This is a genomic window from Rhizobium sp. WSM409, from assembly GCF_057653825.1.
On record NZ_JBYGKP010000002.1, the window covers coordinates 759,339 to 771,703 of the forward strand.

The 12,365-nt window shown below is 61.9% G+C and carries 7 protein-coding genes; 3 read left to right on the forward strand and 4 right to left on the reverse strand.

The features are described 5' to 3' along the window. Nucleotides 1-22 precede the first annotated feature (22 nt). Entirely contained in the window at nt 23-463 is a 441-nt protein-coding gene (locus AC25BC_RS27145; protein WP_128439710.1) for a hypothetical protein, read from the reverse strand. A gap of 216 nt (nt 464-679) precedes the next feature. On the opposite strand from AC25BC_RS27145, the gene AC25BC_RS27150 reads away from it, so the two are divergent. From AC25BC_RS27150 to glgB, 3 genes are read left to right on the forward strand one after another with little or no spacing between them, the layout of a single operon-like run. Continuing rightward, nucleotides 680-3,904: an alpha-1,4-glucan--maltose-1-phosphate maltosyltransferase gene (locus AC25BC_RS27150; RefSeq protein ID WP_128439711.1), complete on the forward strand. Its 3,225-nt coding sequence runs from the start codon at nt 680-682 to the stop codon at nt 3,902-3,904. Continuing rightward, on the forward strand, nt 3,905-7,186 hold the full coding sequence (gene treS, locus AC25BC_RS27155; protein ID WP_128439712.1) for a maltose alpha-D-glucosyltransferase: 3,282 nt from the start codon (nt 3,905-3,907) through the stop codon (nt 7,184-7,186). After that, a complete protein-coding gene (gene glgB, locus AC25BC_RS27160) occupies nt 7,183-9,393 on the forward strand; it encodes a 1,4-alpha-glucan branching protein GlgB (protein WP_017996333.1) in 2,211 nt (736 codons plus the stop codon). Before treS ends, glgB begins: the two co-directional genes overlap by 4 nt. Before the next feature lie 42 nt (nt 9,394-9,435). Here the strand turns inward: glgB and AC25BC_RS27165 are convergent, their stop codons facing one another. Genes AC25BC_RS27165 through AC25BC_RS27175 form a run of 3 tightly spaced genes read right to left on the reverse strand, consistent with a single transcriptional unit; the run spans nt 9,436 to nt 12,256 of the window. Further along, nucleotides 9,436-10,197, reverse strand: a complete 762-nt coding sequence (locus AC25BC_RS27165) for an ABC transporter ATP-binding protein (RefSeq protein ID WP_128406888.1) — start codon at nt 10,195-10,197, stop codon at nt 9,436-9,438. After that, nucleotides 10,194-11,234 carry a FecCD family ABC transporter permease gene (locus AC25BC_RS27170; RefSeq protein ID WP_128439713.1) on the reverse strand — a complete coding sequence of 347 codons (1,041 nt, stop codon included), beginning with the start codon at nt 11,232-11,234 and terminating at the stop codon, nt 10,194-10,196. Before AC25BC_RS27170 ends, AC25BC_RS27165 begins: the two co-directional genes overlap by 4 nt. After that, nucleotides 11,231-12,256, reverse strand: coding sequence for an ABC transporter substrate-binding protein (locus tag AC25BC_RS27175; RefSeq protein WP_003562760.1), 1,026 nt, complete (start codon nt 12,254-12,256; stop codon nt 11,231-11,233). Before AC25BC_RS27175 ends, AC25BC_RS27170 begins: the two co-directional genes overlap by 4 nt. Nucleotides 12,257-12,365 lie beyond the last annotated feature (109 nt).

A 12,365-nucleotide genomic window follows, 5' to 3' on the forward strand; every position in this document is an offset into this window, starting at 1 on the left:
CTCTATTGCAATCGCAGTGATTTCATTCGGATACATCAAGTCCCGTTCGGGCGCCTGCTCTTTCAGAGGGTGCCGAGCTTCCCGCCTGAATTGGCTTCCGCTCTACCGGAACATGGACATTCCAACGTCTCATCACGGTGTTCGGCACCGCGGCAGTGCATGTGACCATCACGCTCAATTTCGAGCGGCCATTACTCTTCGGCGTCCACCGTGTTTCGAGCGGGACTGCACGTCGGGGAACCAGCGTCTTCAGGTTCGGCTCCAGCACGTCCCATTGCGGATGCCCCTTGGCGTTCTCGTGCGCAATGAAGCGCTTGGCCTCCTCGCGGATTTCGAACAGGCCATGGGTGTGCTCAGTGGAGCGATCGGTCTCGATGCTCCAGGAAGCGAGGCACAGCGCGCAAGCCGACAGGGCGGCGCTAAGGAGTGTCGATCGAAGCAATGGTGTGCCGTGAGCCGCCATGGCTCACCCTTCCGGGAAGCGGAAGACTATCCAAAGACGGCACGAAACTTCAAGGCCCATCTGCGGAAGCGGCGCCTTTGTTGCGCGAATGGAGCGCGTCCCATCGATCCTGCGCGAGTGCAGCCGGCGATGTCTGGTGCATCGTCACTGGAACTTTCGGTGGAACAACCTCCGGCAACAGAAGTTTGCCTTCAAAGCAAACTCGAGCGGCGGCCGATGTCATTCTCTCCAAACCAGGGTGTGTTGAGCACCCCACCCCGGATCTATTATGTCAATCCACTCCTTCTTCAGGGTATCGATGCATGGCGCGAGGTTTTCGACCATGCGGCGGATACCGGTTTTGACCGCGTACTGACGGCACCTCTCTTCGACCGGGGCGGGGAGCGCAGCATCTTTGCCTCCCAGGATCTGAAGCGCCTTGATCCGCAACTGTCGCTCGGAAGCGCGGTCGAAAATGGGGTGGGACGCCTAGCGGAGGCCGCCCGTAAGAGCGGCGTCGCCTTGATGATGGACCTGATGCTCGACGGCAAGGCCCGGGATCTCAAGGTGGGCTTTCACCCTGTCGATCCGAGACGCTCGCCATTGGATCCGGCAGAGCCGATGACTGCGATGGAGGCGGAGTCTCAATCCCGGCTGTTGGAAGAATGGACAGAACGGCTGCGGGGGCTGGCCGGTCTTGGCCTCTCCGGCTATCGGGCCCTGGGGATCGATCGCATTGGGCCGGCGGTTTTCAAATCGCTGATTTCGGCGGTGCGCGAGAAGACGGACGCGCAATTCCTTGCCTGGACGCCCGGCACTGATTTCGGCGTGAGGGACGCGGTCAAGAATACAGGCTTCGATGGATGTTTTTCATCGATGGCCTGGTGGGATTTTGACGAGAGATGGTTCATCGAAGAACACCGGGTCCAGAAGCCGCTCGGCTGGCAGATCGCTTTTCCGGAACCGCCCTTCGGCAGGCGTATCGCCCACGGAACCGAGAGCCGCGAAATCCTCGAACGGCGCGCCGTTAGGGCGCTACGCCTTGCCGCCTCGCTCGGCGGCGGCCTGATGGTTCCGATGGGCTTCGAATATGGCGCAGCCACGCCGCTCGATCCGACCCATGGGAATGGAACGGGTTTGCGGGGACTGCGCCATGATCTGGCTTTCGATATCTCCTCCGAAATTCGCCTTGCGAACACCGAGATCAGCAAGGAACCCCATGCACTTGCCTCATCGCTTCGGCTCATCCGCAACGCCAACGGACCGGTCTCGGCGCTGCTGCAATCGGCGGCGGAAGACCCTCGCAGCGCCGAAAATGTGCGGTTCATCCTGCTCAACAGGGACCTTCGCAAAAGTGCGCCCGCTCCGGTAACAGCACTGCGCGAAGCGGGCTCCGGTTTCCTTCCCGTCGCAGCCGACGGCACGGTTCTGCGGCTGCGGGCAGGGGAGACCCTTGTCGTCGAAGGCAAGGCGCCGGCGCCGATCACATCGCGGCCAATCCTCGACGTCGCGCAGGCGATAGCTTCACCCCGGCTCGCCATCGAAAATATCCTGCCGCGGGTCGACGACGGGCGCTTTCCTGTCAAACGGGTGGTCGGCGACATCCTCACCGTCGAGGCCGACATATTCGCCGACGGCCACGACCCGATCGCCGTGGTCCTGCTCTGGCGGCCGCTCGATGCGGCGGACTGGAACGAGACGGAGATGCAGCTGGTCGAAAACGACCGCTGGCGCGCCGAATTCCTGCTGGAGCGCATCGGACGCTATGAGTTTGCCGTCGAGGCATGGAAGAACCCGTTTGCGATCTTTCGCTACGAGTTGACAAAGAAGAACGATGCCAGGCTGGACCTGAAGCTCGAACTCCAGGAGGGATTGAACCTCATCCGCTCGGCTGAGGTGCATGCCGGCGCAACGCTCAATGCCGAGTTGAAGGCCCTTGGTGATAGTCTCGAAGGGGCGTCCGATACCGAGCGCACGGCGATACTGCTCGATGCCGGAACATCCGAATTGATGAACAAGGCGGACAACAGGCCGTTTCGGCTTCGCTCGACGGCAAGCGCCGTCGATGCCGAACGCAAGGAGGCCGCCTTTGCCAGCTGGTACCAGATCTTCCCGCGCTCGCAAAGCGGCGATCCGGACCGGCACGGCACCTTCGACGACGTCATCCCGCGACTGCCCGCCATCCGCGACATGGGCTTCGACGTGCTTTATTTCCCACCGATTCATCCGATCGGCTCGACCAACCGGAAAGGTCGCAACAACACCCTGAAAGCTGCGCCGGGCGACCCCGGAAGTCCCTATGCCATCGGCTCCGAGGACGGCGGCCATGACGCCATCCATCCCGAGCTCGGCGAGTTCGAGGATTTCCGCCGGCTGGTCGAGGAAGCCGGCCGGCATGGCCTGGAGATTGCTCTCGACCTCGCGATCCAGGCGTCGCCGGATCACCCCTGGCTGAAGGAGCATCCCGGCTGGTTCGACTGGCGCCCCGACGGCACGATCAAATATGCTGAAAACCCGCCCAAGAAATACGAGGACATCGTCAACGTCGATTTCTACACGAAAGACGCGCTGCCTTCATTATGGGTGGAGCTCAGGGATGTCGTCCAGCTTTGGGTGGACCAGGGCGTCAAGCTGTTTCGCGTCGACAATCCGCACACAAAGCCATTTCCGTTCTGGGAATGGCTGATCGGCGATATCAGGGGCCGTCATCCCGACGTCGTCTTCCTGTCGGAAGCCTTCACCAAGCCGAAGGTGATGTACCGCCTGGCAAAGATCGGCTTCTCCCAATCCTATACCTACTTCACCTGGCGCAATGCCAAGTGGGAGCTCGAGCAATATATGCGGGAGCTGACCGAGACGGCGCCGAAGGAATTCTTCCGCCCGCATTTCTTCGTCAACACGCATGATATCAATCCGGATTTCCTGCAGAACGCGCCGCGCCCGGCCTTTCTGATCCGCGCAGCACTTGCCGCTACCCTGTCGGGATTGTGGGGCGTTTATAACGGTTTCGAACTTTGCGAGGGGCGTCCCGATGCCAAGCGCAAGGAGTATGCCGACAGCGAGAAATACGAAATCCGCGCCTGGGACTACGATCGGCCGGGCAATATCATCGCCGAAATCAGGACGCTCAATCGCATCCGCAACGAAAACACCGCGCTGCATTCGCATCTCGGGCTGACGCTGCTGAATGCGCGAAATGACAATATCCTGTTTTTCGAGAAGGCGAGCCGTGCCCGCGACAATGTCCTGCTGATCGCCATCAGCCTCGATCCCCACAATTTCCAGCAGAGCGACGTCGAGCTGCCGCTCTGGCAGTGGTCGCTGGGCGACGGCGGCACGCTGGATGTCGAAGATCTGATCGGCGGGCATCGTTTCAAGTGGACCGGCAAATGGCAGAGCATCAGTCTCAATCCTGAGGTCCTGCCCTATGCGATCTGGCGTATTCGCTCAACGGAGGCATGAATGGACACGATGAATGCAGATAGCGCGTCGCAGCCGCTCTGGTACAAGGATGCAATCATCTACCAGCTGCACATCAAGTCGTTCTACGACGCCAATGGTGACGGGGTCGGCGACTTTGCCGGCTTGCACCAGAAGCTCGATCACATCGCAGCCCTCGGCGTCAATGCCATCTGGCTTTTGCCTTTCTTTCCCTCTCCGCGTCGAGACGACGGCTACGACATCGCCGACTATGGCAGCGTCAGCCCCGATTACGGGACGGTGGAGGATTTCCGGGCTTTCGTCGACGCCGCCCACCAGCGCAATATCCGCGTCATCATCGAGCTCGTCATCAACCACACTTCCGATCAGCATCCCTGGTTCCAGCGCGCCCGCCAGGCGCCGGCAGGCTCGCCCGAGCGCGACTTCTATGTCTGGTCCGATACCGATCAGAAATTTCCGGAAACGCGCATTATTTTCATCGATACGGAAAAATCCAACTGGACATGGGACGCGGTCGCCGGCGCCTACTACTGGCACCGCTTCTATTCCCATCAACCCGACCTCAATTTCGACAGCCCTCTCGTCATGGAGGAATTGCTGAGGGTGATGCGTTTCTGGCTGGAAACCGGCATCGACGGGTTTCGTCTCGACGCTATACCTTACCTCGTCGAGCGCGAGGGGACGATCAACGAAAATCTGCCGGAAACCCACGCGATCCTCAAACGCATACGCGCCGCGCTCGATGCCACCCATCCCGGCGTGATGCTGCTTGCCGAGGCCAATCAATGGCCGGAGGACACGCGCGAATATTTCGGAGACGGCGACGAATGCCACATGGCCTTCCACTTTCCGCTGATGCCGCGCATGTATATGGCGATCGCCAAGGAGGACCGGTTTCCGATCACCGATATCCTGCGCCAGACGCCGGAGATTCCCGACAACTGCCAATGGGCGATCTTCCTTCGCAACCACGACGAGCTGACGCTTGAAATGGTGACCGACGCCGAGCGGGATTATCTCTGGGAGACCTATGCATCCGACAAACGTGCCCGCATCAATCTCGGCATAAGGCGGCGCCTAGCGCCGTTGATGGAGCGCGACCGCCGGCGGATCGAGCTGATGAACGCGCTTCTTCTGTCGATGCCGGGAACGCCAGTGATCTATTATGGCGACGAGATCGGCATGGGCGACAATATCTATCTCGGCGACCGGGATGGGGTGAGGACGCCGATGCAATGGTCTCCGGACCGCAATGGAGGTTTCTCCAGGGCAGATCCGGCGCGTCTCGTCCTCCCGCCCGTCGCTGACCCGCTCTACGGTTTCGAGGCCGTCAACGTCGAGGCGCAGAGCACGGACGCGCATTCGCTGCTCAATTGGACGCGCAGAATGTTGGCGTTGCGCGGCAGGCATCCGGCCTTCGGACGTGGCACGCTGCGGTTTCTTTCACCGGAAAATCGCAAGATCCTTGCCTATCTCAGGGAGTATGAAGGCGAGGTATTGCTTTGTGTTGCAAGTCTCTCGCGCCTGCCCCAGGCCGTCGAACTCGACTTGTCGAGCTTCGAGGGGCGCGTGCCCATTGAACTGACCGGCATGTCGCCGTTTCCGCCGATCGGCCAGTTGACCTATCTTTTGACCCTGCCGCCCTACGGTTTCTTCTGGTTCCAGCTGACGGCTGATGCCGACCCGCCGGCGTGGCGCACCGCCCCGCCCGAACAGCTTCCTGATCTGTTGACGATGGTCATCCGGCGTAGCCTGCTCGACCTCGTGGACGAACCGGGCCATGCACGCATCCTGAGCGGCGAAATCTTGCCCGCCTATCTCTCCAGGCGGCGATGGTTCGGGGCAAAGGACCAGCCGCTTCAGGCCGCCCGACTGGTCTCCGCGACACCAATCCCATTCGCCGACGGCGTCGTCCTCGGCGAGCTGGAGGTCGTGCTGCCGAACCACAGCGAATCCTACCAACTGCCGCTCACGGTCGCCTGGGACGATGCCCACCCTTCCGCGCTTGCCCAGCAGCTTGCGCTTGGGAGGATTCGCCAAGGTAGACGCGTCGGTTTCCTCACAGATGGATTTGCCGTGGAGGCAATGGCGCGCGGCATTCTGCACGGACTTCGCGACCGCTCGCGCACCACCGGCCGGACCGGCACGCTCGAATTCCTTGGGACAGAACAGCTCGACAGTCTCGATATTTCGGACGAGCTGCCGGTGCATTGGCTATCGGCTGAACAATCCAACAGCTCGCTGCTCGTCGGCGACGTAGCGATGATCAAACTGATCAGGCACATCTTCCCGGGCATCCATCCGGAAGTGGAGATGACGCGCTATCTCACCCGCGCCGGCTATGACCACACAGCGCCCCTGCTCGGCGAGGTCGCGCATACCGATTCCAGCGGACGCCGTTCGACCTTGATCATCGTCCAGGGCGCGATCCGCAATCAGGGCGACGCCTGGAACTGGATGCTGAACAATCTGCGCCGCGGGGCCGACGAACTGGTGCTGAACGATCCGGCGGTCCAACCAGACGACGACGTTTTCCAGTCGCTGATCAGCTTCGTCGCGATGGTCGGCCTCAGGCTCGGTGAGCTGCATGTCGTGCTCGCTGCGAAGACCGGGGACGAGGCCTTCAGCCCGGTGGTATCAGGCGACAAAGAGGTCGAGGCGATGAAGAAGGCCGTTTCCGGCGAGGTAGCCTATGCCATGTCGAAGCTTGACGAACGCGAGCAGAATGCCGACCCTGCAATCGACCTGCTGGCGGCCCCGCTTCTCGAGCGCCGCTCCGAACTCGCAGAGCTCGCCGGGACGCTGGCGGAAAGCTGCCGCCATACGCTGATGACACGCACGCATGGCGACTTCCATCTTGGCCAGATCCTTGTCAGCGAGGGTGATGCCGTCATCATCGACTTCGAGGGCGAGCCTGCGAAAAATCTGACCGAGCGCCGCGCCAAGACAAACCCGCTGCGCGATGTCGCCGGGCTTTTGAGGTCGCTGAGCTACCTCGTGGCCACCGCGCAGCTCGATAATGACGCGGTCATCGAACACGACAACGAGGTCCGCCGCGAGGCGATCGCCCGCTTCGGGCGCAATGCCGAGGGGGCCTTTCTGGATGCCTACTGGCAGGCGGTCTCCGTATCGAAGGAGCTTGACATGCCACCCGATCAAAGACGCAGGGTTCTCGATGCCTTTCTTCTCGAAAAGGCCGCCTACGAGATCGCCTATGAGGCTCGCAACAGGCCGAAATGGCTGCCGATCCCGCTATCTGGCCTTACCGAAATCGTATCGCGTCTGGCGGGGGTCACGGCATGAATGTTGAGCGCTCGGAACTTCTGGCGGGCATCGGCCAGGATGCGCTATGGGCCTTGATCGACGGGCGCCATGGCGATCCTTTTTCGATCCTCGGTCCCCACCAAACCGGCGGCATGACGATCGTGCGGGCCTATCTGCCCGGAGCGGAAGCTGTCGATCTCATCGAGGCAGCGACCGGTCGGGTGGTGACGCCGTTCAGCATCGCCCATCCGTCCGGCCTGTTCGCGGCAGCAGCCGCGTCGAGGACGGGATACCGGCTGCGGATCACATGGCCGGATGCCGTGCAGATCACCGAGGATCCCTACAGTTTCGGCCTGCTGCTCGGAGAGCTCGACCTTCATCTGATATCGGAGGGCACCCATTATAGTCTGAGCCGGACGCTTGGCGCGGTTGATATGTCGATCGACGGGATATCGGGTGTTCGTTTCGCCGTCTGGGCACCGAATGCGCGCCGCGTCTCGGTGGTCGGCGACTTCAATGCCTGGGATGGGCGGCGAAATCCGATGCGGCTGAGACCGTCGGCGGGCGTCTGGGAGCTGTTTATTCCGCGCCTCGCCCCCGGCGAAAGATACAAGTTCGAGATCGTCGATGCACAAGGGACTTGCCTGCCGCAGAAGGCCGATCCGGTGGCCAGGGCGAGCGAGGCCGCCCCTTCGACCGCTTCCATTGTCGCATCGTCGACGCCGTTTCGATGGACCGATGACGGTTGGATGAAGGGACGGTCCCGGCAAGACAGACTGGAGGGCGCCTTCTCCGTCTATGAAGTGCACGTCGGCTCCTGGCTTCGCGACCAAAAGGATGGCAACAGGTCGCTCGACTGGGTGGAACTCAGCCAGCGGCTGGTTCCCTATGTCAGCGACATGGGCTTTACCCATATCGAGATGCTTCCGATCATGGAGCATCCGTTCGGCGGTTCCTGGGGATATCAGCCGCTTGGCCTGTTCGCTCCGACCGGCCGATATGGGACGCCTGAGGATTTCGCCTATTTCATCGACCGGTGCCATGGCGCCGGGCTCGGCGTCATCCTCGACTGGGTGCCGGCCCATTTTCCTACAGACGTCTGGGGGCTTGCCCGCTTTGACGGCAGCGCGCTCTACGAGCACGAAGACCCGCGCGAAGGCTTTCACCGCGACTGGAACACGCTGATCTACAATCTCGGCCGCAAAGAGGTGAAAGGATTCCTGATTGCCAGCGCGCTGGAATGGCTGGAGCGCTACCATATCGACGGTTTGCGGGTCGATGCCGTGGCTTCGATGCTTTACCGCGACTATAGCCGCAACGAGGGCGAATGGATCCCCAACCAATATGGTGGTCGCGAGAATCTGGAAGCGGTCGAATTCTTCAAACACCTGAACAGCATCATTCACGAGCGCTGCCCGCACGCGATGACGATCGCCGAGGAATCGACGGCCTGGCCCGGGGTGACAAAGCCGCCGGAGCAGGGGGGGCTGGGCTTCGACATCAAATGGAACATGGGCTGGATGCATGACAGCCTGAGCTACATCGAGAAGGATCCGATTTACCGCAGTTACGCCCATGGCACGATGACCTTCGGCATGATCTATGCCTATTCCGAACACTTCATTCTGCCGATTTCACATGACGAGGTCGTCTACGGAAAGGGCTCGCTGCTGGCGAAAATGCCGGGCGACGAATGGCAGAAGTTCGCCAATCTGCGCAGCTATCTCGCCTTCATGTGGGGTCATCCCGGCAAAAAGCTCTTGTTCATGGGGAGCGAAATCGCCCAGCCTGGCGAGTGGAACCATGATGGGTCGGTGACCTGGGATGTGCTGGACCGGCCTCAGCATGTCGGCATTCAGCGGCTGGTGAAGGATCTAAACGGCCTTTACGCGGACGAGCCGGCATTGCAGTTCGGTGACTTTCATCCCGAGGGTTTCGAATGGGCGGCAGCCGACGACGCCGTCAATTCCGTCCTCGGCATGCTGCGGTATGCGCCCGATCGCGCTTCACCGGTGCTGGTCATGTCGAATTTCACGCCGGTGCCACGTTACGGCTACAGGATCGGCGTGCCCAGCGACGGTGTCTGGATCGAGAAGATGACGACGGATGCGCGGGAATATGGCGGCTCGGGCCTGGTCAATGGCGCGGTGTCGACTGAGCCCGTACCCGCCCACGGCAGGCCCGTCTCCCTGTCGCTGACGCTGCCGCCGCTATCGACGATTTTTCTGCAGGGGCCGTCGCCTTGACGGCGCGGCCGCGGAACTGTCATTTCGGTGACGGTTTCACCGTCACCTGAGATAATGGATATGCGGGCGCGCATGATAGGGAGAGGCCTCGATGCGCGCCTCGACGGAGAAGACGTCACGCAGAAGGTCTTCGCTCAATACATCCTGCGGTGCGCCGGAGGCAACGATCCTGCCTTGCTGCATGATGATCAGTTGGTCGCAAAACATGGCGGCATGGTTGAGATCGTGAAGGGCGACGATGCTGGTGATCGGCAGGCCGGAGACGAGCCGCATCAGGCCAATCTGGTGCTGAATATCGAGATGGTTCGTCGGCTCGTCGAGGATCAGCTCCTCGGGCGATTGGGCGAGCGCCCTTGCGATATGGGTCCGCTGTTTTTCGCCGCCCGACAGGCTCTGCCAGCGATCGTCGCGCTTCTGCGCCATGCCGGCGCGCGCCAGCGCCTCTTCGACTGCTTCCTCGTCGGTCTTCGTCCAGCCCGAAAACATCGACCGGTGCGGGAACCTTCCGAGCTTGACGACGTCCACCACCTTCAGATTGGCATTTGTCGTGGCGTGCTGCTCGACGAAGGCGATGCGCCTGGCGATCGAGCGGCGGCTGATCGTGCCGATGTCGCTCCGGTCGAGCGTGACACGACCGGAATGCGGCCGCTTCAGGCCGGCCAGAAGCCGCAGCAATGAGGTCTTGCCCGAGCCGTTCGGGCCGAGCAAACCAAGCATCCGGCCGGGCTGCGCCTCCATGGAAACGCCATCGAGAATGGTCTTCTTACCAATTTTCCAGATGAGGTTGTCGGCTTTGATGCTCATGATGCGCGCTGGAACCGGTAGAGGATGATAGAGAAGAAGGGGACGCCCACCAGGGCCGTGACGACGCCGATCGGCAAGATCTGATTGGGAATGAGGGCGCGCGCGGCAATGTCGGCGAGCACCATGAAGATCGCTCCTGCTATGGCGCAGGCTGGCAGCAGGCGCACATGCAGCGGCCCGACGACAAAGCGGGCGACATGCGGGACGACGAGGCCGACGAAGCCGATCGACCCCACCATGCTGACGATCGTCGCCGTCATCATCGCCGTCAGCGCGAAGAGCACCATGCGCGCGCGGCCGACATTGACGCCGAGCGAGGAAGCCGCCTCGTCGCCGAAAGCGAAGGCGTCGAGCACGCGGGCGTAAAACAGGCAGCCGATGAGGCCGATGCCGACGACAATCGAGACCAGCGCGAATTCCGGCCAGCGCACACCGCCGAAGCTGCCGAGCAGCCAGAACATGACATCGCGGGCCTGCTGCGCATTGGCTGAGGTGGTGACGATATAGGACGTGGTGGCGTTGAAAAGCTGCGAAGCGGCGACACCGGCAAGGATGGTGCGATCCGCGCCGCCGCGCGTGCCGTTCGAGAGCAGCGCCACGAAGAAGAAGGCCGCGAAGGCGCCTGCAAAGGCGCCGGCCGAAAGCGAGACCGCGCCGGCGCCGATCCCGAGAATGACAATTGCGACGGCGCCAGTCGAGGCGCCGGCGGAGATGCCGAGAACATAGGGCTCGGCAAGCGGGTTGCGCAGCAGCGACTGCATGATCGCGCCCGACAGCGCAAGGCCCGCGCCGCAGAAGGCGGCAACGAGCGCCCGGCTGAGACGATAATCCCAGATGACGGTCTCGTGGATGCGGTTCAGTTCGACCGCGGTCCATCCCAGCCGGTTGGTGACGGCCGAAAACGTGGTTGCAAGCGGGATCGGCAGGTCGCCGATCCCGACGCTGACGCCAATGGCGATAGCGATGAGGCAGAAAGAGGCGAGGAGCAGTGCGAGGACGGCTCCCAGCTGCCGGAAGATACGGCCCGCTTCCGTCACTTCAACAGACCGAGAGCCTTCAACTGGCCGGCCACCTGTTCAGCGCCGTAGACCGTGCGGACGGTCGGGTTCATCGCCTGGCCGTCCATGATCACGATCGCCTTGTTCTTGACGGCAGGGATCTGGCTGACGGCCGGATCGGTGTTCAGGAAATTGATCTTGGCCTCCGGCTTGTCGAGCTCCCAGCGGTTGCGGTCGAGACTGGCGACGACGATGATGTCGGGATCGGAGGCGATGATGCCTTCCCAGCCGAGTGTCGGCCATTCCGCTTCCGCTGATATCGCATTGTGTCCGCCGAGCAGGTCGGCGATGAAGCCGGACGCGCTGTTCTTGCCGCCGAGATAGGCATCGGCCGACGGGCTGGGGCTGGAGAACCAGAAGACGTAGGAAAGGTTCTTGCCGTCCTTCGAAACGCTGGAGCGAAGCTTGGCTTCGCGCGCCTTGAAGTCGGCGATCAGTGCCTGGCCGCGATCGGCGACGTCGAAGATCTGCGAGAGTTCATCGATTTCCTTGTAGAGAAGATCCATGTTCCACAGCTCGGCGCGGCTGCCGTACTGGTCCTTGACGTCCTTGGTGCTGAGGCAGGTGCTGGGCGAGAGATAGGTCGCGACGCCCACCTTGTCGAAATCTTCGCGCTTGGCGATCTTGCTGTTCGGCCCGACCAGGCTCGGCAAGGCCACCGCCACGAAGTCGGGATTTTCGGCGAGCATCGATTCGAAGGTCGGCATCTCGACGGTCAGAAGCTTGACCTTGGCATTGGCTTCGGCGAGCTGCGGCAGGACCTTGCTCGGCCAGAAGGCCGTGCCGGCCATCTTGTCCTGAAGGCCGAGCAGCAGCAGGATTTCAGCGCTGTTCTGGCCAAGGCCGATCGCCCGTTCGGGTGCCTTCTGGAAAGTCACCTGCGCGCCGCAGTTTCCCAGGCTCAGCGGATAGGTCGTCGAACCGGCCAAAGACGGATTTGCGGCAAGGCCGATCATGGCGGAAAGGCCGCAGGCGGCCAGAAGCGATTTGAGGCTGGTCACGAAGTTTCCCCGGTGAGTGAGTACATCCGGCCGCCGTATAGCCTCAGAAACGGGCGGAAAACAAGACCACAAAAATCAACTTATCTCAAAATTGACAGCGCTTTTGCTG